11 protein-coding genes and 3 pseudogenes (1 of these 14 only partly in view) are annotated in these 24,234 nt (G+C 59.3%); 2 read left to right on the top strand and 12 right to left on the bottom strand.

The annotated features are described in order from the left end of the window. Positions 1-115: 115 nt before the first annotated feature. The 8 genes and pseudogenes from IV454_RS17875 to IV454_RS33710 all read right to left on the bottom strand — a co-directional run bounded on the left by IV454_RS17875 (position 116) and on the right by IV454_RS33710 (position 12,394). Positions 116-1,444 (bottom strand): IS4 family transposase, encoded by a 1,329-nt coding sequence (locus IV454_RS17875; RefSeq protein ID WP_206087073.1) that lies wholly within the window; start codon positions 1,442-1,444, stop codon positions 116-118. A gap of 55 nt (positions 1,445-1,499) precedes the next feature. Next, positions 1,500-1,769 carry a hypothetical protein gene (locus tag IV454_RS17870; RefSeq protein WP_206087183.1) on the bottom strand — a complete coding sequence of 90 codons (270 nt, stop codon included), beginning with the start codon at positions 1,767-1,769 and terminating at the stop codon, positions 1,500-1,502. A 12-nt stretch (positions 1,770-1,781) separates the two neighbouring features. Further along, on the bottom strand, positions 1,782-5,096 hold the full coding sequence (locus tag IV454_RS17865) for an RHS repeat domain-containing protein (protein ID WP_206087182.1): 3,315 nt from the start codon (positions 5,094-5,096) through the stop codon (positions 1,782-1,784). Positions 5,097-5,240: 144 nt separating this feature from the next. Further along, positions 5,241-5,453, bottom strand: a complete 213-nt coding sequence (gene tnpB, locus IV454_RS33530; RefSeq protein WP_370663792.1) for an IS66 family insertion sequence element accessory protein TnpB — start codon at positions 5,451-5,453, stop codon at positions 5,241-5,243. A 42-nt stretch (positions 5,454-5,495) separates the two neighbouring features. Further along, a complete protein-coding gene (locus tag IV454_RS17855; RefSeq protein ID WP_206087180.1) occupies positions 5,496-5,657 on the bottom strand; it encodes a hypothetical protein in 162 nt (53 codons plus the stop codon). Positions 5,658-5,702: 45 nt separating this feature from the next. Further along, positions 5,703-6,086 carry a hypothetical protein gene (locus tag IV454_RS17850; protein ID WP_206087179.1) on the bottom strand — a complete coding sequence of 128 codons (384 nt, stop codon included), beginning with the start codon at positions 6,084-6,086 and terminating at the stop codon, positions 5,703-5,705. Positions 6,087-8,233: 2,147 nt separating this feature from the next. After that, positions 8,234-9,223: pseudogene (locus tag IV454_RS17845) on the bottom strand (IS481 family transposase); the annotation flags it as partial. A gap of 69 nt (positions 9,224-9,292) precedes the next feature. Then, on the bottom strand, positions 9,293-12,394 hold the full coding sequence (locus tag IV454_RS33710; RefSeq protein WP_229522336.1) for a LysM peptidoglycan-binding domain-containing protein: 3,102 nt from the start codon (positions 12,392-12,394) through the stop codon (positions 9,293-9,295). Between the two features lie 1,983 nt (positions 12,395-14,377). Between IV454_RS33710 and IV454_RS17835 the strand changes: the two are divergent. Next, a pseudogene (locus IV454_RS17835) lies at positions 14,378-14,635 on the top strand (transposase); the annotation flags it as partial. Between the two features lie 145 nt (positions 14,636-14,780). On the opposite strand, the gene IV454_RS17830 reads toward IV454_RS17835, so the two are convergent. Beyond that, complete coding sequence (locus IV454_RS17830; protein ID WP_206087177.1) at positions 14,781-15,206, bottom strand: SMI1/KNR4 family protein; 426 nt, start codon at positions 15,204-15,206, stop codon at positions 14,781-14,783. Beyond that, positions 15,207-15,503 (bottom strand): HNH endonuclease, encoded by a 297-nt coding sequence (locus tag IV454_RS17825; protein WP_206087176.1) that lies wholly within the window; start codon positions 15,501-15,503, stop codon positions 15,207-15,209. Between the two features lie 71 nt (positions 15,504-15,574). On the opposite strand from IV454_RS17825, the pseudogene IV454_RS17820 reads away from it, so the two are divergent. Then, positions 15,575-15,727, top strand: a pseudogene (locus IV454_RS17820) (integrase core domain-containing protein); the annotation flags it as partial. Between the two features lie 373 nt (positions 15,728-16,100). Here IV454_RS17820 and IV454_RS17815 read toward each other — a convergent pair. Together IV454_RS17815 and IV454_RS17810 are read right to left on the bottom strand one after the other, a co-directional pair. Next, the gene (locus IV454_RS17815) at positions 16,101-16,730 is read right to left on the bottom strand and encodes a GAD-like domain-containing protein (protein ID WP_206087175.1); all 630 of its coding nucleotides are present in this window, start codon (positions 16,728-16,730) and stop codon (positions 16,101-16,103) included. Positions 16,731-16,737: 7 nt separating this feature from the next. Then, positions 16,738-24,234 carry the 3' portion of a polymorphic toxin type 15 domain-containing protein gene (locus IV454_RS17810; RefSeq protein ID WP_206087174.1) on the bottom strand. It continues 21,660 nt past the right edge of the window, so only the last 7,497 of its 29,157 coding nucleotides appear in the window; its start codon lies beyond the right edge, outside the window; it ends in the stop codon at positions 16,738-16,740.

Raw genomic sequence — 24,234 nt, 5'->3', positions numbered from 1 at the left:
TAGTCGTACAGGTAATTGTAGGTCTTGTTGACCTTGCCGCCCGAGGTGCGCAGGGTGGAACGGGAAAGCTTGCCCGAACCATTGAACTCCTGGGTGATGTCCTAATGCCGTTAAGTTAAGCGCTTGACTTCAATCTGGTGACCGGATATCTCTGGGCTTTCGCTTTTACGACCCGGTCGAATTTTCGACCGGGTCGATGAGTCTTCAGATCAAGCACGAGCCGCTCCCGCAGACGTTTCAAGGTGGCGGGGAGTTTTCCTTGCGCCTGCGTTGCTGCGGCGATGAGCAGCTCATATTGAATTGTGTGCAGTGCCAGCACGAAGCTGATGTCGGTAGGCTGGCACTTCGCTTCGAGAGCAGCCTTGGCGATTTCAATTCGCAACAAATTGTAGGCGATGAGCGCGCCCCAGATTTCCTGCATCGTCCCGTCGACTGTCATGCTGCGTAAGGTATGCGCTGATCCCAGCATGGTCTGCTTGATTTCGCGATAACTCGTCTCGATCGCCCAGCGGCGCCAGTAGCAGTCGACGATCTGCTTGGCTGTGATGGCTTTTTTATCGGTGAGCGAGGTGAGTACATATTTCAACTCGCCGGTGCCGTCACCTATGCGCACCGCGCGGGCACGCCACGAAGCGAGCAGCGTCGGATCCTTGCGCATGGCCGAGTCGGACACCTCCATCTCAACAAGCCCATCTTCCACTGTTCCCTCTATTAACTTCCAGCGCGTATTACTCTTTGCCGGAATCAGATAGTGACGACAATGTCCCTGCCCAGCCAAATTGCACAGGATTTCTGCTGACAGAAAGCCTGCATCGAAGACGGTGAGGGAGCTGTCCGGCACGCTTGCGATCAACTCCTTGGCGAAGCTCGCTTCACTCGTCGCGTAGGGCCCGAAACGGGCATCGAGGATCAGATGCGTCGGTACGGCGGTCAGTGTGACACCCTTCGCTTGTGGGTAACTCGCCACACTCCCTTTGGCATATTTCTGGGCGCCGAAGTGCGCGCGGTTGGCCTCGCTCTCGGCAAGACGCAAGGTCGTGCCATCCATGGCAAAAAGACTCATCCCGTGAAACAAATAGGCTGAGTGATCTTCCTCACTCCATGCCTGGGCCGAGCATTCAAACAGCCAACGCAGTGGTTCGGGCCCAAGCCGCTGGCGCGCCTGGCAGGCCGCGCTGGCGGTTAAGCAGGCACCTTCCAATTCCGGGAGTGCCAAGTCCAAGTCATCGAGTACTTCTTTGACAGACAGATGGCGATACAGGGCCAAAGCGATGACTAGCCACACCACTTGCTGTGCAGGAAGGCGGCGCCGACGGATACTGGCTTTGCCTTTCGCTTCGAGGGCAGCTTCAATCCATTCGTACGGTAATTCCTTACCCAGTCGCCTCCAATCTGGAGGAAATCGCGGGAGGTCAATGGCAAGAGAGAGGGCATCTGAGAACATAGTTCCAGACGTTAACACTTCTGGAACTTGTTTACAAGAAGCGACAGTCAAGGGCTTAACTTAACGGCATTAGGGTGATGTCCTGGTTTTCCGATTCATGCTTGACGTACGGCGCCGTGTTGCTGCCGCGGCTGATGGCCTCGACCACGCTCATCGCATGAAAGCCATCGCTCGACGTGTACGGCATGTAGCCGTTGTCAAACTCCATCTTGAGGCGCGTCTCGGTCCTGCTCGTCAACATGTTCGAGGCGTCGTCGAACGTCTTGACGGTGCCGTTCCAGATCGCGCCATTCCTGCGTTCTTCATAGGCCGTGTTGTTGCCCACCGCATCGTATTTTCAGTCGATCGATTCCTCGTGGGTCAGCACCAGGGTGCGTCCCGACAAGGTGGCATGGGCATCGGCACCGAAGTCGGTCAAGCCGTTGTCGGCGGCGATCTTGGTCCAGCGTGTCAGGTCTGCATAATTGCGCAGCGCGATGGCTTTCAGGGCATCCTGCACCGTGGCGTTCTTGTAGACAGTGTTGCCGGCGCCGTCGCGCCCGCCGTAGTAGCGGGTGTCGTTGTCGGTAATGGTCCAGCTTGTCGGCGCTTTTTGGGTATACGCCTGGATCGGCCGGTTCTGGGCGTCGTAGCTGTAGATCGTGGTCGAACCGTTGGCCTGGCGGTAGCTGCTGCGATTGCCCGAAGGATCGTAGGTGTAGGTGCCCACCACCGCGCCACCGTTGAGCAGGTGCTCGACCCGGCCGGCCGCGTCATACACGGTGCCGTGGTCGATCGAGGTGCCGCCCCCGCTGCCCTGCACCCGGACCTGGTTGCCCATGCCATCGTAGGTGATGGTTTCTTCCATGCCGGTCACGGCATCTTTCCAGTGCGTCATGCGTCCCATCGCATCGAAGGCATAGTCGAGCGCGCGGTTGTGCGCCCGTCCTTCGACGTCGACGGCGCCGCTGACGGTTTCGCCAGCCTTGCGGCCCATCAGGTCGTAGGTGTAGCGGGTCGACACGCCCGTGCCCAGGTCGTTGATCTCGGTCAGCTGGCCGGCATCGTCATAGGTGCGCCGGATATTGCGCCCGGTGTTGACACTGGTTTCGCCAGTCTGGCGCCCCAACTCGTCGTAGCTGAACACGACGGCGTTGCCGTCCGCATCGATCGAACGCATCAAGCGGCCGAAGTCGCCGAACACGCTCTGGTCGGTCTTGCCGCCGGCATCGGTGGTCGACACCAGGTTGCCGAACACGTCGTACGCGCGGTACGCGGTGGTGCCGGTGGCCCACCCCGAATAGGCGGTCACGCTGACTACGCGGCCCATCTTGTCGTAGGCCATGGTGCGACGGTGCGCGTTGTCGTTGCCGGCATCGTGTTCGGAGATGCGGTTGCCGCGCGAGTCATACGTGAACTCGACGTTACCCTGGCGCAGCACATGGTTCTGCCCATCGTAGGTCAGCACGGTCGGCTGATGCAGCTCGGGATGAGACGGATCGAGCGTGCCGACCTGGACGCTGGTGAGACGACCGAAGCCGTCGCGGCCGTAATAGGTCGAGCGACCGGTCGCGTCGGTCTGTTCGACCGGATTGCCCGCCTTGTCGTAGCGGGTGTAGCTGGTGTACACCGAGGCCGGCGTCATCTGGTCCGACACCTGCACGTTGTGGCCGAGCGCATCGTAGCCATACGTCTTGACGTGGCCTGCCGCATCGGTGGCGCTGATCTTGTTGCCGGCGGCATCGAAGACGCTGGTCGTGACATAGCCAAGCGCATCGGTTTGCGCGATCACATGACCGAGGTAATCGTAGTCGTAGCGCGTGACCGGATGGCGCAGCGCGCCCTCGCCGGCCGGCACGAAGGCGGTATCGAACTGGGCGACCTTGTTGCCCTTCAGGTCGTACTGCGCGTAGGCGCTGCTGCCGTGGGCGCCGCCCTTGACACCCAGGGTCACCGTCTGCACCGCGTTGCCGCGGGCGTCGACCCGGTATTCGCGCCAGACGCCATCGGCTTCGGTGCTGCCGGTCTTGGCGTTGAGCGCGTTGTAGGTGGTTTCGATCGCATGCCCTGCCGCGACCGGTCCGGCGTCCAGCCTGGCGCCCGCCAGGCCCGTGTCGGTCGATTGCAGCACCATGCCGGTGATCATGTCGGCACTGGACATTTGTCCGATGTAGGTCCCGTTGGCGAACACGTTGCCGCTGACGGAAGCGCCTTGCTCGTGCGCCAGCACCAGGTCGGAATAGCCGCTGTCGGTGCTGGCGGCGTTGGTCGCCGCGCGATTCCACTCGACAATCACTTCACGGCCTTCGTTGTCCATGTACCAGATCTTGTAGTCATGGCTGGTGACGGACAGGGGAACGTGCTCCGCCTTGAAGCGGTAGTTGCCGCCGCCCAGGTCGGTCATCATTGCATCGTTGGTGAACGTCAAGCCGTCGCCATTGCTGCTGTCGCGCCACGACAGGTGCAGGCCGTAGGCCGCGCGGGCAATCTCGGCACCGGTCAAGGTGGCGTTATAGGTGATGTCGTGGCCCTTCTGGACCCACTTGCCTTCGTCCACATAATGGCCGCCGTTCAGGTCGCTATGCCAGACCGGCTTGGGTTCCCATTCCTGCCATACGGCCGGCGAGGTCGAAACGCTGTGGGCCTCGGCCACCTTGTTCGAGTAATACAGTCCCACCGTGGTGTAGGGGTTGCTGCCCATGTGGGCGATGATGCGGCCCTCGAAACGCTCGGTCTTGACCGGCTGGCCGCTGGCCACGACGACTTCAGTGTTGCCGATCGGTGGCGGGGTCCAGCTGGTGGCGCTGAAACTGACCGATTTGTCGGCAATGCCGGTCGGGGTCACGATGACATGGTCGATCAGGGTTTCGACGCCGGTGGCGGAGACGGTCTTGATGACGACCTCGTAACTGGTGGGCGTGTCGCCGCCCAGGGTCAGCACGCCGTCGGCCGCACCGGTCACGGCAAATGCCGCACCGCTGCCGGCGACACGCCACTGCGCCGTGATCAGCGAGTACTTGATGCCCGGATTGACCGAATAGTTCAGCTGCACGCCGCCGTCGACCAGCTTTTCGGTCGTCGTGGTGTAGCTGCTGACGCGGTCGTTGGGCGCCTGGAAGGGTTTTTCGGCGCTGACAAACGTGGCGCCATCAGTGCCTGTCCATTGCAGCTTGAAGCCGATGTTGTTGCTGTCGCCTTGCAGCGGCAGGGTGGCTTCGTAGTAGCCATCGCCGGATAAGCTCATCTGCAACACGGTATTCGCATTGCCGCGCGTGCCGTACAGCAGGTCGGGCGCGACCACGCCGCCGTCGAACTTGACCCGCACCCGCATCGAGGCCGGATCCGGGCGATAGACCTGAATATCGTCGACCCGAACCGGCATGACCACCTTTTGCTCGCTGGTGTAGATGCGGTTGCCGGCGCTGTCCTGGGTGACGACCCGGTAAAATACCGCGCTGCCGTAGGCCGGACGGGGGATGACGGTCTTGCCCGTATTCGAGGCCAGATTGGTGCTCTGCTCGGTCTGATGGGCATACGCAGCCGGATCGGCATGCGACGCGGTATCCCACAGGATGTAAGAGATCATGCCGGCCGCGCCGACGTTGTAGTTCAGGGTCAGCGCCTCGCCGATGGTCGCCTTCATGCCGGTGGCGGCCGCGACGGTACTGCTCATTTCGCCCGAGAAGGTCAAGATGGTATTGCCCGCCGCGTCGAACAGCTGGCGCGTACCGCTGCCGTCCGGCGAGTGCGTCTAGCGGGTTCATGTCATGTATTTACATGGCATACCCCACGTTTACAAGCGCAACAGCCTACATCCTCACAACTGCCACTGCGTCGGCGCTGATGCACACAGGCGCTGCCAGTCCACACCGGTTACCAGCCACCGCCATTGCTCGGCGCTCATCTGCCAGCATGCATCGTCAGCCTCGGGCCAGACGAGCTGGCCGCGATGCAGACGGCGCAGGCACATCCAGACCCCGGCTCCATCCCAGCAAACGAGCTTCAAACGTGTACGGCGACGTGCGCATATCCGCCGCCGTCGCCAGCCAGATCGCCTCGGCCGACAGGTGCATCACAGCGCACGTATCAATTCAGCCAGCCAGCTTGCCGGCACATCTGTCGGCAAGCTTAAGGTCCAACAGTGCTCGTTACGCAAGCTGATCGCAACCGCCGCCGGGAACGCCGATGCAACCCGCACCGGCAGCAGTGCAGGCATCGCCTCCGGCTTGGTCAAGCGCCGTATCCAGTAGTAGCCAACCTGGCGCACCGGAAATCAATTTCAACTCGGCACAAACTGCACTTCCAGGCCGATATTGGCAGCACTCTGCTCAAGCTTGGCAACTTCATCAGCAGAATAAAATCCCAAATCCCAGACACTTTCGCCCTGCAAAATCTGGCGATCCAAATCTGCAGGGTAGAAGTTGGCCATTCCTCCAAAAACCTTTCTTACTTGGATCTGTGCTTTCCGTGCCGCTTTGCTATCCGTAGCAGTAACAACCGCTTTAAAGACTTTTATCCCCAAGGGAATTGGTTTATCTACAAAATGCACCCTCACAGGAAACTCATTCCCACAAGAGTGGCATTTATATAAATGGATTGCGCCCGCCTCAGAAACCATGCTGGTCGCGCCGCCACACAGTGCACATTTTATGAGATTCGTCATTATTTTAAGTGTTTAGAATATTTCATACCAGCTTGCATGAACTTATCAGCCGCCGCCTGATTAATTTGAGGATAAAGTGGGCTTTTTACGAGATATTCAATGGCTTCCTGATCTGTTCGCAAGAAAAAAGATTTATCAACCCAACGTTGAACGCTATACGCAGCCAACTCTTTTTCCAGCGCTAGCGGACCATTTGCATATTGTTCAGGCGTCATTTTTTGCAAGAAATGTTCCCCCTCGTGGGCAACTAAGCCAGCCGTTTGCGCGGGGGAACCTGAGTAGTACTTGAAAATTACCATAGTATCGCCTCCCATTGGCATCAATCCACCTTGCGGGATGGTTGGCATTTCATCAGATAACTCTAATTTCAAGTCACCGCGCTTAAGCAATTTCGCTACCGCTGCACCTTCAGTTGTCCCGCTTTGCCGTAGTGCGCGCATCACAGACGGCGCGTTGACCTGTCCATTAACCGCGGCCCAGGAATCTGGATGAAATCCAATCTTATTCGTTAAGCTATTTTCCCCAGCCGCTGCCGCTGGGCTATTTGCCGCTGCCGCTGCCGCGTCCGCTGGACTATTTGCCCCAACAACGTCGATTGAATATTGTGTAGAACTTGGCCCCACCGTCACTGGTCCATAGCTTGCTCGCATGCTACTTGCGCCACTGTCAGCGTTAGCGACAGTCCGGATTTCAATGGGATCAAACGCCTTGTCAGGACGTATTCTTGCTCCGAAACTCCCCGCGGCTTCCATTACGTATGGCGCAGCGACGCTGAATGCGCTCGACAGTGCCAATTGTTCAGCGCTAAAACTCTTCTGCTGCCCCGATGCCAAATTTAAGCCTTGTACGGTAAGGTCACCGACAACGCCACTGACGTAATACGAGCCTGCGGTCGAAATTCCACCAGCCTCAGCAAGACTAAATGCATACCCTCCTGTTAACAGTCCGGCTGTGCCGATCGCGGACGTTATGGCAACGCTTTTCATCGAATCGCGCAAGCCATTAGCGCGATTGAGAAAATCACGATATTGCGGGTCGTCGGGATACATTGCCATGCCTTGCTCGGCATATTCCCGGCCACCAACGCCCCAAGTTTCAGCGCCGAATTTCAACAGATCGAGTCGAGTCTGCGAGTGGTCCGGCGCGGCGGCTAAGGCGTCCTGGTAAGTGTACTTGCTCGCGCCTCCACCTCCAAATATGGAGCGAACTCCAGCGTCGTCTGGGATTTCGTAGCCACCTCGCCCCGCGCGATCAAACACCATATGGATATCGCCGCCCGCCATTTGTGTACCGACGGGGACCGTAGTCACACCCACGGGCCCGACAGGCGTCCAAGCGTCACCTGTTTCTAACGCCGTCCCATCTGTTTTGGTAAAGCCAGGCGCATGGGCCGCTTCTCCGCGGCCAACCGGGGATTCTCCACGGCCAACCGGGGGTTCTCTGCGGCCAACCGGGGGTTCTCCGCCAATATTGAATTGCGCCCTAGCCAAACGTTGTGACAGCTCGAGGTCCGCATTATCTTCCATTCTAGATAGTTCCGCCGACGCGAAGTGCGCATATCCGGAACGCCAGCGTTCTAGCAAGACAGGATCGGTCGCTCCGTCTACCGTAGCCGGTTGCATTCCAGAACCTTGCTGACCAGCCTCGATTCTCTGCCCCCACATCGGATCGGCGATATTGTGTCCAAACGTATCGCTAACAGGAAGTGTGTACGAGCCTACATCAGGCAGGAGCGAGATTGGTTCGCGTGGAGGAGCCGCACGCAGTTTTTCGAGGTAGCTCAGTCCCGGCTCGGTGCCGTTCGCATCCATCGGGAAAAGGCTCCCCGTCGACGGCTCCATCTCGCCATTGCGTACCGCCTGGTTGTACTCCGCACTGCCCACTTGGTACGACGATGGACCCGACGTGCTGTTCCCACCACGGTTAAGCATTGGCGCCACATTTGTTGCCGACGAGGCGCGTCTCGCAGCGATAATTCCATCGTATGTCGACGATCCCACACTCTTCGCAGTCTGGCTGGCGACGTTCTCGTCCCGATGCATCCATCGTGCGACTGCCCCGCTGAGGGCGCCAGCGAGCAAGCCTGTTATTTTTGCTTCCACAGTAGGTTCAGATGGTGAACTGGTTTCCATGTAAGCCGCGTAGGTGTCAAGACCCGCTTGGTTATATACGCGTTTTAAGAACAGATCCGGCTTTTCTTCATGCCATTTCTTGAGTGCCTGAACCGGCGTTTGATGGTTTAACGCGCGCTGAGGAATGTTGTGGTTGTAAATTTTGGCGTAATTGCGCAGCGTTGCTTCGAGCTCGGCTGCGCAACCAAACCGGGTTTGATTAACGATCTCACTGATGCGGCCATTGAAGCGCTCCACCATGCCGTTGGTTTGCGGGTGGCGTGGCGGAATGAGCCGGTGCTCAATCTTGAGCTGCTTGCAAAGGATGTCGAACACATGCTTGCCACTGGGTATCCGGTTGCCCTCGGCGTCTTTTTTCTTACTAGTAAAACGGTCTGTAAATTGACTGCCGTTATCGGTGAGCAGCTTGACGATCTTGACCGGACAGGCTGCCGTCACCTTCGCCAGGAAATCGACACTGCTGCTGTCGGTCTGATCGGCGTAGATGTCCATGTAGACCCAGCGCGTTGCACGGTCGATGGCAACGAACAAATAGCGACGCGCTGTTTCGTCCGGCATCTGCGGCAAGTACTTGATATCTATGTGTAAAAAGCCCGGCTCGTAGTCCTTGAAGGACTTTTTTTCGACCGGCTTTTCCGGCTCCTGCAGAGCGACGAGGTCACGCAGATCCGACACGCCGTGGCGACGCAGGCAGCGCCCCAGACCGGCTCTGGAGACTGCCGGATTGATGAACTCACGGGTGACCGCCAGCAGGTCGTCAGTGGGCAGCAAGAGCGTCGTGCGCAGCTCCACGACGATGAGTTCTTGCGTCGGCGTGAGCGTCGTGTTCAGCGTGAGCGGACAATGCGAGCGGTCGACAGGACTGTCGCGATCCTGCCACTTGCGAATCGTCTGGCGCGAGACATTGTAGAGCCGGGCAAGCTCGGCCTGGGACAGCGTGGAGGTTCGAATTTCCTCGCGTATCAGATGGGTGGTACGAGCTTGGCTGTGCAGGGCTTGGGTCATGAAATCGGCAGTCGGGTATCGTTGATGAGCAGTGTACGCAAAACGTGCCTGGCTTTGAAGAGCGGCCAGCTACGGATGGGTACATGATCCCACGAGTCCCCACACGTAGGGGCTCTCGTTCAGCTCCGGCTCGTCCTTGTAAGCATCCGTCAGCCCTCTTGGGTTTATTCCGAACGCGTCCAACGCCCGTGGAACGAGTTGACCAACGGCGCTGCCCACCACCCCGCCGATCGCGCCAGCCCAGGCATCTTGCTTGTTCAACCTGGCTCCGATCGCTCCGATAAGCCCTTGGCCTAGCGCTCCCGGCACGCCAGTAGTGCCTGTGATGCCTCCGATTGCAGAACCGACCTGCGTCATGACGAGATTGACGCCCATCGAACGCCAGTCGACTTTGCCGTTCATCACCAACTGCTGGGTAATCGTTCCCGCAGTGCTGGTGGCAAATTTTGAAAAGTCGCTTGCCTCCACACCTGGGGTATTGAGCATGTCGCCCAAACCCTTGGTCACGCCGGCCGTGAGCCCGGCGGCGGCAACCGATTTCCAGCTGAATTTCTTCTGCTCGCCGGTGATCATGTTTACGCCTTGGGTCGCGATGTTCTGGAGTGCGCCATTGAGCATGGTGGTACCAATACTTTCACCGGCGACAGCACCTCCCCCGGCAATGCCGGCCGTGAGGGCCCCTGCCAGCGCCCCTTTCGCCACCGCTTTCCAGCTGAAGCTCTCTTGCAGACCAGTGGCAATGCTCACGACCTGCGTGACCACGCTGACCGCGGCGCCCGTCAGGGCCGCCGCAGCAACCGTCGCGACCGCGCCAGCGCCGAGCGCGGCATTGGCGAGCAACAGCATCTGCGGCCCCAGTATGCACGACGCCACGATCGCGACAATAATCACCAGCACCTGCAGGAAACTGCTGCAGCCACTCTTTTTCGGCGGATTGGATTTGAGGTTCGGCAACTTGCTGCCGATAATCTCGCTATCGCTGTACACCTTGTGCGCGGCCGAGTCGATGGTGCCGGACTGGCTCGACGACGGCACGCGCAGCACCTGGCCCGCTTTCAGCGTTTCATTGCCCGACAAACCGTTGGCGTCGGCAATCAGGTACCACAGGCTGGCATTGCCGTACATCGAATCGGCAATGTTCTGCAGGCTTTCGCCACCCTTGACGGTGTACGACTGCATGCCGCCGCTCGGGAACTCCTTGTCGAAGTTCTGGAACAGCGCGTAGTTCTTGCTGTCCATGACGGTGTAGGAGCCATCCTTGATGCTGGTGCCCGTTTCCGCCACGGCGTTACCTTGGGCATACATGTAGTCGATCCGGTCGCGTCCGGCCGAGTGGCCATCGTCGTGCAGCTTGGAGAGGATGTGGTCGGCGTTGTCGTACACGTAGTACGACATTTCGTCGCGGTCCAGGCCGTCGCCCTTGCCCTGGTTCATCGAGATCAGCTTGTTGTCGGCGTTGTAGACGAAGTTGGCATTGCCCTTGCCGTCGCCGAAGGCACGGATGCTCTTTTCGCGGCCATCGCCGAAGTAGTCGTACAGGTAATTGTAGGTCTTGTTGACCTTGCCGCCCGAGGTGCGCAGGGTGGAACGGGAAAGCTTGCCCGAACCATTGAACTCCTGGGTGATGTCCTGGTTTTCCGATTCATGCTTGACGTACGGCGCCGTGTTGCTGCCGCGGCTGATGGCCTCGACCACGCTCATCGCATGAAAGCCATCGCTCGACGTGTACGGCATGTAGCCGTTGTCGAATTCCATCTTGAGGCGCGTCTCGGTCCTGCTCGTCAACATGTTCGACGCGTCGTCGAACGTCTTGACGGTGCCGTTCCAGATCGCGCCATTCTTGCGTTCTTCATAGGCTGTGTTGTTGCCCACCGCATCGTATTTCCAGTCGATCGATCTCTCGTTGGTCAGCACCAGGGTGCGGCCCGACAAGGTGGCATAGGCATCGGCGCCGAAATCGGTCAAGCCGTTATCGGCGGCGATCTTGGTCCAGCGCGTCAAGTCCGCGTAATTGCGCAGCGCGATGGCCTTGAGGGCATCCTGCACCGTGGCGTTCTTGTAGACGATGTTGCCGGCGCCGTCGTGACCGCCGTAGTAGCGGGTGTCGTCGTCGGTGATGGTCCAGCTTGTCGGCGCTTCTTGGGTATACGCCTGGATCGGCCGGTTCTGGGCGTCGTAGCTGTAGATCGTGGTCGAACCGTTGGCTTGGCGGTAGCTGCTGCGATTGCCCGAAGGATCATAGGTGTAGGTGCCCACCACCGCGCCACCGTTGAGCAAGTGCTCGACCCGGCCGGCCGCGTCGTACACGGTGCCGTGGTCGATCGCGGTGCCGCCGCCGCTGCCCTGCACCCGGACCTGGTTGCCCATGCCGTCGTAGGTGATGGTTTCCTCCATGCCGGTCACGGCATCTTTCCAGTGCGTCATGCGTCCCATCGCATCGAAGGCATAGTCGAGCGCGCGGTTGTGCGCCCGTCCTTCGACGTCGACGGCGCCGCTGACGGTTTCGCCAGCCTTGCGGCCCATCAGGTCGTAGGTGTAGCGGGTCGACACGCCCGTGCCCAGGTCGTTGATCTCGGTCAGCTGGCCGGCATCGTCATAGGTGCGCCGGATATTGCGCCCGGTGTTGACACTGGTTTCGCCAGTCTGGCGCCCCAACTCGTCGTAGCTGAACACGACGGCGTTGCCGTCCGCATCGATCGAACGCATCAAGCGGCCGAAGTCGCCGAACACGCTCTGGTCGGTCTTGCCGCCGGCATCGGTGGTCGACACCAGGTTGCCGAACACGTCGTACGCGCGGTACGCGGTGGTGCCGGTGGCCCACCCCGAATAGGTGGTCACGCTGATCACGCGACCCATCTTGTCGTAAGCCATGGTGCGACGGTGCGCGTTGTCGTTGCCGGCATCGTGTTCGGAGATGCGGTTGCCGCGCGAATCGTATGTGAACTCGACGTTACCCTGGCGCAGCACATGGTTCTGCCCATCGTAGGTCAGAACGGTCGGCTGATGCAACTCCGGATGAGACGGATCGAGCGTGCCGACCTGAACGCTGGTAAGGCGGCCGAAGCCGTCGCGCCCGTAATAGGTCGAGCGCCCGGTCGCGTCGGTCTGTTCGACCGCATTGCCCGCCTTGTCGTAGCGAGTGTAGCTGGTGTACACCGAGGCCGGCGTCATCTGGTCCGACACCTGCACGTTGTGGCCGAGCGCATCGTAGCCGTAGGTCTTGACGTGGCCTGCAGCATCGGTGGCGCTGATCTTGTTGCCGGCGGCATCGAAGACGCTGGTCGTGACATAGCCATACGCGTCGGTTTGCGCGATCACATGACCGAGGTAATCGTAGTCGTAGCGGGTGACCGGATGGCGCAGCGCGCCCTCGCCGGCCGGCACGAAGGCGGTATCGAACTGGGCGACCTTGTTGCCCCTCAGGTCGTACTGCGCGTAGGCGCTGCTGCCGTGGGCGCCGCCCTTGACACCCAGGGTCACCGTCTGCACCGCGTTGCCGCGGGCGTCGACCCGGTATTCGCGCCAGACGCCATCGGCTTCGGTGCTGCCGGTCTTGGCGTTGAGCGCGTTGTAGGTCGTTTCGATCGCATGTCCTGCCGCGACCGGTCCGGCGTCAAGCCTGGCGCCCGCCAGGCCAGTGTCGGTCGATTGCAGCACCATGCCGGTGATCATGTCGGCACTGGACATTTGTCCGATGTAGGTCCCGTTGGCGAACACGTTGCCACTGACGGAAGCGCCTTGCTCGTGCGCCAGCACTAGGTCGGAATAGCCGCTGTCGGTGCTGGCGGCGTTGGTCGCCGCGCGATTCCACTCGACAATCACTTCACGGCCTTCGTTGTCCATGTACCAGATCTTGTAGTCATGGCTGGTGACGGACAGGGGAACGTGCTCCGCCTTGAAGCGGTAGTTGCCGCCGCCCAGGTCGTTCATCATCACATCGTTGGTGAACGTCAAGCCGTCGCCATTGCTGCTGTCGCGCCACGACAGGTGCAGGCCGTAGGCCGCGCGGGCAATCTCGGCACCGGTCAAGGTGGCGTTATAGGTGATGTCGTGGCCCTTCTGGACCCACTTGCCTTCGTCCACATAGTGGCCGCCGTTCAGGTCGCTGTGCCAGACCGGCTTCGGTTCCCATTCCTGCCAGACGGCCGGCGAGGTCGATACGCTGTGGGCCTCGGCCACCTTGTTCGAGTAATACAGGCCCACCGTGGTGTAGGGGTTGCTGCCCATGTGGGCGATGATGCGGCCCTCGAAACGCTCGGTCTTGACCGGCTGGCCGCTGGCCACGACGACTTCGTTGTTGCCGATCGGTGGAGGAGCCCAGCTGGTGGCGCTGAAACTGACCGATTTGTCGGCAATGCCGGCCGGGGTCACGATGACATGGTCGATCAGGGTTTCGACGCCGGTGGCGGAGACGCCCTTGACGAGCACCTCGTAACTGGTGCCAGCCACCAGGGGCGTGTCGCCGCCCAGGGTCACCACGCCGTCGGCCGCCCCGGTCACGGCGAATGCCGCACCGCTGCCGGCGACACGCCACTGCGCCGTGATCAGCGAGTACTTGATGCCCGGATTGACCGAATAGTTCAGCTGCACGCCGCCGTCGACCAGCTTTTCGGTGGTCGTGGTGTAGCTGCTGACCCGGTCGTTGGGCGCCTGGAAGGGTTTTTCGGCGCTGGCAAACGTGGCGCCATCGGTGCCTGTCCATTGCAGCTTGAAGCCGATGTTGTTGCTGTCGCCTTGCAGCGGCAGGGTGGCTTCGTAATAGCCATCGCCGGATAAGCTCATCTGCAACACGGTATTCGCATTGCCGCGCGTGCCGTACAGCAGGTCGGGCGCGACCACGCCGCCGTCGAACTTGACCCGCACCCGCATCGAGGCCGGATCAGGACGATATACCTGGATATCGTCGACCCGCACCGGCATGACCACCTTTTGCTCGCTGGTGTAGATGCGGTTGCCGGCGCTGTCCTGGGTGACGACCCGGTAAAATACCGCGCTGCCGTAGGCCGGACGGGGGATGACGGTCTTGCCCGTATTCGAGGCCAGATTGGTGCTCTGCTCGGTCTGATGGGCATACGCTGCCGGATCGGCATGCGACGCGCTATCCCACAGGATGTAGGAGATCATGCCGGCCGCGCCGACGTTGTAGTTCAAGGTCAGCGCGTCGCCTCGCCCCTGCGCGGCATGCTCGATGGCCGCAGCAACGGCTATGTCGAAGCGATGAATGGCATGCTTCAGCAAGCCAAGCGAGCAGCGCGGGGCTTCCGGACCGCCGCCAATTTCATCGCTATCGCCTATCTGCGCATGTCCAAACTCGCTCATTTACCCTTCAATCCCTTGCAGGCCGCCCTGAAGCGGTCGGTTTCAATTAGGCGATACCGTGGCGGTCGTCAAGTTTCACCGAAAACGTCATAGAACCAAAGCAGAAGCCCCCCACGATGCTGACGAGGCAGTGTCCGCATTTCGGGCCTGGCAGCGTTACCCGTCAGACTTGGCGCCGTTATGGGTACATGATCCCACGAGTCCCCACACTTACATACTACTTGCCGTATTTTCCCATTTATTTAATCAGAGCAGAATGCAATTCCGCGAATGAAGGGTAGATAAGGTAAGTATTTTCTTCGTCGGCCGAAGTCGAAAATAAATATGAGTGATCGTAATAATATATCCCAGCCGAATCTTCTTCAGTGCACAAGAGAAGAAATCCTCCTCCTGCGTCGCTACCAATAATTAAGCTTTTCTCTGGCAGGTCGCCCGTGAACTCATTGAGCCAGAAACGTAAGTCAAATTCGCTCTGTTCGCAAAGCCCAAAGAGACAGTCGATGAGCAACTGCCCCGGCCTTCTTGGACTAATCATTGCGTTTTGAAGAACACCACCGTTAGTATCTACGAGAAATTTTTTATAGTCCTCCGGAACGCAAAACTGAATTTCGCGCTCGAAATCAACAACATTTTCCTCACTGATTCTTCCATTTGGAGTAAACATTTATCCCCCGCTTTTCTTTATAGAGACACCGCCTTTATGGGTAAACCTAGCATGAATGATCTTGTTAATTTCTTCCATAGTTCTTACATCCTCCTTATGATGCCAAGTATTTTCAGGAAGCTTCGGACCTAACGGCGCATTTTTGTCGGCGTTTACAAAATCAGTCGTGTGGTTTGGAACCATATTAATTTCTACAGACTGCCGAACATAACCGCCGCCTTTGTAGTCGGGGTAGCCATTCGGATATTGGGCCGTGATCAGCGAGAAGGTGATGCCCGGATTGACCGAGTAGGTCATCTGCACGCCGCCGTCGACCAGTTTTTCGGTCGTCGTGGTGTAGCTGCTGGCGCGGTCGTTGGGCGCCCCGCTATGCCAACATGGCTGAACTGAGGGTCGGGCTGGCACAATACTTCGCGTTCTACAACGCCGGGCGGCCGCACCAGTCGCTTGGGTACGAGACACCGGCCTGCGCCTATCGGAGTGGCGTTGGTGGCGGTGCGCTGATCGTCGACAAATATGGCAGTGACGAAGTGGCAAGACCCGAAACGGCGGAATGCAGCACGCCGCGCCGACGGCAGCCCCTGGAGGATCAAGCTCTCCAGCGGCCAGAAAATAGCATCATGGGGCAGCGCCGACCAGCTGTAGTGAAGGAAACGGGCACAGCTTAAATTCGCTGAAAAATTGTCTTGACCGATGGGTCCACTTTAAACTGCTGCCGCACGCGCCTGAAGCTCGTTTGCTGGATGGCACTGGCGCGTAAAGGCGCCTGCGGTGCCTCTACGGCGGTCGGTTCGCCCGCCCCAAGCGGACGATGCATGCTGGCAGATGAGCGCCGAACAGTAGCAACGGCTGATCGGTGATGCGGAATGGCTACGCCTGTCGGTACCGGCTTTGTCACAATAGTTGCAAAATCGGATTCATCGTTTGCCTGAGAATATCTATGTGAACATCCATTCGGACTTTTTCCAAATACGTGACTTCCGTTTCCCCACCTAGTGTGATCAACGGCACGAAACCGTACACCTCGTTTACGCCCACGGGTCCCAATTTTTTTAATGCGGCAGGAAACATAGGCGTGCCATTAGTGTCGGACAGGTCAAATCGTTTCTTACTTCCCATTGCGAAAAATGATTGCACCGCTTGTTCGCATTCGTTCCGAGGGTTCTTTTTCAGCTTTTTGCTTGCGATAAGTAGGCCTGTCGGACAAGAGATTGTGAGGATGCAACTTGCATTCGGACTTAAACAATAAAACTCGCCATAAGCGTTTCGGGCGAACGCATAATAGGTTAACGGCGGCACCTCCGGAGAGGTGTCAACCCATTCCTCAACCAGCCACGAATATTCTTCAGGATTGATCGTCCAAAGAAGGCCGTCCGCATAAGATGACCATCCCTCATCTTGCCAGAAATCTAATAGACCTTTAGGCAGAATGTCTCGGTATTTTTCCAGAAATCCCGGCGGAAGTTCTTCGTATCGAACCCCGCAGCCCATCGATTTGAGAAACATTTCATAGAACAAATTCATGATATTCCTACCATCTCGTATCAATTGTCAACCGGACGTCCATCTGAGTAAGTCCAAGCCCAGCGCCCTTAGCCGTTGTGGCCCACGCATCAATACTCCTTAATTTTCCTCCATTCCACGATCCGCCGATTGATTGATTAACACTTGCACTGCCCATTTTAGTTGGAAGAGCCGATGCATATCCTCCCGCCACATTGTCTGGTTCGTGCAATGCGTTTAGCCTACTTTTAATCGCAGCCGCTCGCGAAGCAGCCGTAGCCTGGGCTTCAGCTAATTTCGTTTCAGCACCTAGAGCCGTAATATCGATTTTTCGCGAGAGCTTATTGAAGATTCCCTCTCGTACCTCTGCTTCGAAATTATCGCCGAATTTCTGTTGTGCGGCCTTAGCGGCTGGGTTTCGATTATTTACCCTAAAGGCCTGTCGCGCAGTATCGAATTGATCAACGGTCATGCTGTTGATAGCGGCCTCCTGCCCCCTGAGTTGGGAAGCATAATTCTTGAGAAACTCACTCTTTTCAGCCGCAGTTTGCAGCTGCTTGAACGCTTTCCCACCCATGGGATCAAACTTAATGTCAAGAGATGGATTTACCCCGGGAATCGCAGAATTTAAAGATCCAGATCTTGCTTGCAAATACGCGTTCCGCCTCTCTGCCGCGGGTGACGCAGCACGAGCCTTCTCGGCGATCCTCCGGATTGCTTCAACCTCTGCATTAACTTTACAATTGACATTGTGTACCCATACCCCCAAGTCCCCCACATAATACGTGTGGAACCCATCGACTTCGATGTTATAGACGGTGGCGATCTCACCAGTATTAACTACGTCAGTGACGGTAGCGTTGGCGCCGTCGTGCAACTCCAGAATTGTACCAGCTTCCAAATTCTCCGCAGCTATCCAACCGATCCCCAGCACGAAGAACGGGTGATTTGGCGTCGCAATTACAGTGTCGACAACGCCGTCAGAATTTTCATACGCAACACGATAGACAAGCTTTTCCGTATAGACGAAGGTGTCCAGAACTCTTCTGTACGAACGATCGCCAGTCAGTTCAGGTCGCGACCACACCATGTCGCCAATTCGTATTTGCTCAATTGGCAATCTGCCGTCGTCGGCCCACACCAAGGTGCCTGCAACAAAACAGCCGCCCTCGGTGGCCGGCGTCGACAACTCGCCCGTTGGCGATGTTCTGCTCGGAGCCGGCCGACGCTCGACTGCGTTCGGGCCGCTCGGCTTCTCCATACCGGGCTTGGCCGTTGGATGGACCGGATCCGGAGCGCGTGGAACACCAGGTTCGTTAATCACAGGGGTGCGCTGTACCGACGGCATTTCACGCGGCGTGTTGAACTCCGGCGCTTGCGGACGCCCGGCCAGCTCATCCGCGTTGCGCGGCCTGACTGGATTACCAGGTTCGCCGCCTCGCACTGGCTCAAGCTTGCCACCGGCTCTCCCAGCGCTGCCTGCTTCAAACTCTGCCTTGGCGCCACGTGGCATACCGGCAGGCTGGTCATGCATAGCGGAAGCACGCGCATTGTCGAAGACGTCTGCATGATTCTTCGCTACGTTTCCTGCTTGCCTGGATCCAGCACCGACGGTCTCGCCCAAGCCCTCGGCAGCTTGCTCCGTTCTTCGAGCAAGCTGGATTGCCGAGTTGCCAGCCTCGGATGCAGCGGCTGCGCCTTCGGCCGCGATGGCCGCGCCTTTCGCGCCGGCGGTAGCCAACCCTAATGCCTCGTCCGCACGCCGCACGAAATTGCCTACTTTTTGCGCCATTCCTGCGGTCGTACGCAGGGCTCCTGGAAGACCTGCGGCGGTGGTAACGATACCGAAGGTCTTCTCACCCGTTTTCTCTGCGGCTTCAAACCCTTCCGTGCCACCAGCAAAGGAGGTCTTAACTCCGTCAATATAGTTCGACCCGGCCCTAATACCCGCCCCCACCACGCGTGACATGGACCCCGAGAAGTCTTCACTTAATGCATTCTTGCCTGCCTCTGCGGCATTCACCATTCCGTACACCATCTTGCCCAAATCGTTATGGGCATTCTGGACGAACTGCGGCGCGTACGACTCCAATCCGACATGTTCCATTCGGGTGTAGGCATTACTGAATACGAACAAATATGACAATTCAGCAGCATCAGCTCCGAGTTTGCCAACCGCCTTCACCGCCCCGGCGGCCATCCCAGCTACCCCGACAATCTGATTCTTGAAGTACCCCCCTTTTTTATTCAGTAAGGCATCTGTATAGCCCGTCACTCCCTTGTTGGCCTCGGTGAAGTCGAGTTCTGCGCCAGATTTATTTACGCCGGCAACGCCGGTGTTGAAAAGACTTTGGGCTAATTTAATGCCCGTAGCCTTAGTAACGTCTTGCAGATCTTGCGATGTTTGCAACACAGTCCTGACACCGTCGGCAGCGTGGCGTACGAAGGTATTTAACGTGTCCTGGCTTAACAGGCCGCTGTGACTCACCGATTTAGGTGCAATCCCCGCTCCGCCAGCCGGCTGATAATTAGTTCGGTTGTCCGGGTCTGCTTTACCTGACGAAATCCCCAGCACGCTGTTCAAGTCCTGCACAGCAAAGCCGCGTGAGATGGCATTGAGTTCATTCCGTTCGCCGATCTCGCCGACCGTCAGCGTCGATGCCGCATGATCCAGCTTACCGGTGAAGAGGTTGCCGATACGGTCGATGACGCTATTTGGATCGGACATGGCATTCAGGTTCGACAAGCGCCGGTCGACCATGCTACGGCCCCGCTCATCAAGGGCACCGATAGGCGCATTCGGGTTGAGCGTGCGTTCCCCGGTTTCTTCATTCACTTCGTAGGCGCCACCGACGAAGTACTCCTTGTTATCCTTAACCTTCAGCGGCACGCGTCCTCCCTCCACGCTCAGCGTCTGCGTTTCGTTCCACCTGCGATCTGCTATATATTGTGTTGCCGCAAAACCGAACGGATTTTCCGCCGTGCCCAAGGGGCCCGACGCACGCCGCTTCATCTGATGCGTTGGCCCAGAGATGTCTGATTTGACTGGTGAGTCATCGGAGCTATCCGTGGGAGCTCCATTGCCAGGCAAGGCCGCGTCGAGCAGCGGCGTTGCCAGCGCGAGCTGATCGCTTTCGTGCAGCAAGCCTGCGAACTTAAGATTGGGGAAGGTATTCTTGCCCATGCCGAACAGGTTCTCAAGATTAGCCGCTCCGCTCGCCTGGCTTGCCGCTGCTTGCTGTTGCTTCGCTTTCGACGCAGCTTCCTGAGCTTTGACTTTCTCGGTGCGTTCCGCCCTCACAGTGCTGTTGTAGGACTCGGTCGCGGCACCCGAGCCGGCCTGGCCGGCGACGTCCTCATCGCGGCCAAACGCATGGGCTACAGCCTTGCCGAGACTGGACCCCAATGAACCAACCATCATGCCCATGGTGTCCGCAACGGTGAACATCGGCTTGTAATCGGTGTCGTTAAACGACTGGAAGAACGCTCCGAAGCTGTCGACTTTGCTCGGATCCGGAACTTCACTAAAGCCGCCAGCAGGACCATACGGGTCGCTGCCGGGAAGCATTGCCAGCCCAGCCGGTGCCAATTGACCGACGATATTGCCCATCATGGCACCAATGCCGCCCGCCAACGCATCCTGTTTCTTCAACCTGGCCGTCAAAGCGCCGACTGCCCCTTGCGCCAATGCCTGTCCTACGCCCGGCCCCATGCTGTTCGCCATTTCGCCGAGCGGCATCATGGCGGCGTTGACCGCCACCGAACGCCAGTCCACCTTGCCATTCGATACAAGCTGACTTGCCACACCCGAGGCCGCACTGGTGATTTGCTTGTACGCCATGTCGCTTGACTTCAGGTCGGTGTTTTCCTGCAACAAGCCACCCACTGCCTGGCTTGCTGCCGCGCCAATGCCGGCCGATGCGACCGAACGCCAGTTGAATTTCTTCTGCTCACCCATGGCCATGCTGACGCCCTGCGTGACCACGTTCGAAATGGCACCGCGGATGCCGGCATTGACAATCGCCGAACCGGTGTTGATGCCAGAACTCAGAGAACCCACGCCAGCCGTGATGGCGCCAGCCAGTGCCCCTTTCGCCACCGCTTTCCAGCTGAAGCTTTCCTGCAGGCCAGTAGCAATACTGACGACCTGCGTGACCACGCTGACCGCAGCGCCCGTCAGGGCCGCCGCCGCCACTGTTGCGACCGCGCCCGTCGCGCCGATGGCCTCGACCAGCAACAGCATCTGCGGCCCCAGCACGCACGACGCCACGATCGCGACGATAATCACCAGCACCTGCAGGAAACTGCTGCAGCCACTCTTTTTCGGCGGATTGGATTTGAGGTTCGGCAACTTGCTGCCGATGATCTCGCTATCGCTGTACACCTTGTGCGCGGCCGAGTCGATGGTGCCGGACTGGCTGGACGACGGCACGCGCAGCACCTGCCCCGCTTTCAGCGTTTCATTGCCCGACAAACCATTGGCGTCGGCAATCAGGTACCACAGGCTGGCATTGCCATACATCGAATCGGCGATGTTCTGCAGGCTTTCGCCCCCCTTGACGGTGTACGACTGCATGCCGCCGCTCGGGAAGTCCTTGCCGAAGTTCTGGAACAGCGCGTAGTTCTTGCTGTCCATGACGGTGTACGAGCCATCCTTGATGCTGGTGCCCGTTTCCGCCACGGCGTTACCCTGGGCATACATGTAGTCGATCCGGTCGCGTCCGGCCGAGTGGCCATCGTCGTGCAGCTTGGAGAGGATGTGGTCGGCGTTGTCGTACACGTAGTACGACATTTCGTCGCGGTCCAGGCCGTCGCCCTTGCCCTGGTTCATCGAGATCAGCTTGTTGTCGGCGTTGTAGACGAAATTGGCATTGCCCTTGCCGTCGCCGAAGGCACGAATGCTCTTTTCGCGGCCATCGCCGAAGTAGTCGTACAGGTAATTGTAGGTCTTGTTGACCTTGCCGCCCGAGGTGCGCAGGGTGGAACGGGAAAGCTTGCCCGACTCGTTGAACTGCTGGGTGATGTCCTGGTTTTCCGATTCATGCTTGACGTACGGCGCCGTGTTGCTGCCGCGGCTGATGGCCTCGACCACGCTCATCGCATGAAAGCCATCGCTCGACGTGTACGGCAGGTAGCCGTTGTCGAATTCCATCTTGAGGCGCGTCTCGGTTCTGCTCGTCAACATGTTCGAGGCGTCGTCGAAGGTCTTGACGGTGCCGTTCCAGATCGCGCCATTCCTGCGTTCTTCATAGGCCGTGTTGTTGCCCACCGCATCGTATTTCCAGTCGATCGATTCCTCGTGGGTCAGCACCAGGGTGCGCCCCGACAAGGTGGCATGGGCATCGGCGCCGAAGTCGGTCAAGCCGTTGTCGGCGGCGATCTTGGTCCAGCGTGTCAGGTCCGCGTAATTGCGCAGCGCGATGGCTTTCAGGGCATCCTGCACCGTGGCGTTCTTGTAGACCGTGTTGCCGGCGCCGTCGCGCCCGCCGTAGTAGCGGGTGTCGTTATCGGTGATGGTCCAGCTTGTCGGTGCTTTTTGGGTATACGCCTGGATCGGCCGGTTCTGGGCGTCGTAGCTGTAGATCGTGGTTGAGCCGTCGGCCTGGCGGTAGCTGCTGCGATTGCCCGAAGGATCATAGGTGTAGGTGCCCACCACCGCGCCACCGTTGAGCAGGTGCTCGACCCGGCCGGCCGCGTCGTACACGGTGCCGTGGTCGATCGCGGTGCCGCCGCCGCTGCCCTGCACCCGGACCTGGTTGCCCATGCCGTCGTAGGTGATGGTTTCCTCCATGCCGGTCACGGCATCTTTCCAGTGCGTCATGCGCCCCATCGCATCGAAAGCGTAGTCGAGCGCGCGGTTGTGCGCCCGTCCTTCGACGTCGACGGCGCCGCTGACGGTCTCGCCAGCCTTGCGGCCCATCAGGTCGTAGGTGTAGCGGGTCGATACGCCCGTGCCCAGGTCGTTGATCTCGGTCAGCTGGCCGGCATCGTCATAGGTGCGCCGGATATTGCGCCCGGTGTTGACACTGGTTTCGCCAGTCTGGCGCCCCAACTCGTCGTAGCTGAACACGACGGAGTTGCCGTCCGCATCGATCGAACGCATGAGTCGGCCGAAGTCGCCGAACACGCTCTGATCGGTCTTGCCGCCGGCATCGGTGGTCGACACCAGGTTGCCGAAGACATCGTACGCGCGGTACGCGGTGGTGCCGGTGGCCCACCCCGAATAGGTGGTCACGCTGATCACGCGGCCCATCTTGTCGTAGGCCATGGTGCGACGGTGCGCGTTGTCGTTGCCGGCATCGTGTTCGGAGATGCGGTTGCCGCGCGAGTCATACGTGAAGTCGACGTTACCCTGGCGCAGCACATGGTTCTGCCCGTCGTAGGTCAGCATCGTTGGCTGATGCAACTCGGGATGAGACGGATCGAGCGTGCCGACCTGGACCTTGGTAAGGCGGCCGAAGCCGTCGCGCCCGTAATAGGTCGAGCGCCCGCTCGCGTCGGTCTGTTCGACCGGATTGCCCGCCTTGTCGTAGCGGGTGTAGCTGGTGTACACCGAGGCCGGCGTCATCTGGTCCGACACCTGCACGTTGTGGCCGAGCGCATCGTAGCCGTAGGTCTTGACGTGGCCTGCAGCATCGGTGGCGCTGATCTTGTTGCCGGCGGCATCGAAGACGCTGGTCGTGACATAGCCATACGCGTCGGTTTGCGCGATCACATGACCCAGGTAATCGTAGTCGTAGCGCGTGACCGGATGGCGCAGCGCGCCCTCGCCGGCCGGCACGAAGGCGGTATCGAACTGGGCGACCTTGTTGCCCCTCAGGTCGTACTGCGCGTAGGCGCTGCTGCCGTGGGCGCCGCCCTTGACACCCAGGGTCACCGTCTGCACCGCGTTGCCGCGGGCGTCGACCCGGTATTCGCGCCAGACGCCATCGGCTTCGGTGCTGCCGGTCTTGGCGTTGAGCGCGTTGTAGGTCGTTTCGATCGCATGTCCTGCCGCGACCGGTCCGGCGTCAAGCCTGGCGCCCGCCAGGCCAGTGTCGGTCGATTGCAGCACCATGCCGGTGATCATGTCGGCACTGGACATTTGTCCGATGTAGGTCCCGTTGGCGAACACGTTGCCACTGACGGAAGCGCCTTGCTCGTGCGCCAGCACTAGGTCGGAATAGCCGCTGTCGGTGCTGGCGGCGTTGGTCGCCGCGCGATTCCACTCGACAATCACTTCACGGCCTTCGTTGTCCATGTACCAGATCTTGTAGTCATGGCTGGTGACGGACAGGGGAACGTGCTCCGCCTTGAAGCGGTAGTTGCCGCCGCCCAGGTCGTTCATCATCACATCGTTGGTGAACGTCAAGCCGTCGCCATTGCTGCTGTCGCGCCACGACAGGTGCAGGCCGTAGGCCGCGCGGGCAATCTCGGCACCGGTCAAGGTGGCGTTATAGGTGATGTCGTGGCCCTTCTGGACCCACTTGCCTTCGTCCTCATAATGGCCGCCGTTCAAGTCGCTGTGCCAGACCGGCTTGGGTTC

It is taken from the genome of Massilia antarctica, from assembly GCF_015689335.1.
GTDB classification, from domain to species: Bacteria; Pseudomonadota; Gammaproteobacteria; order Burkholderiales; family Burkholderiaceae_D; genus Telluria_A; species Telluria_A antarctica.
Note: the sequence above shows the minus strand (reverse complement) of the source record. Positions and strands in the feature narration are given on the sequence as shown.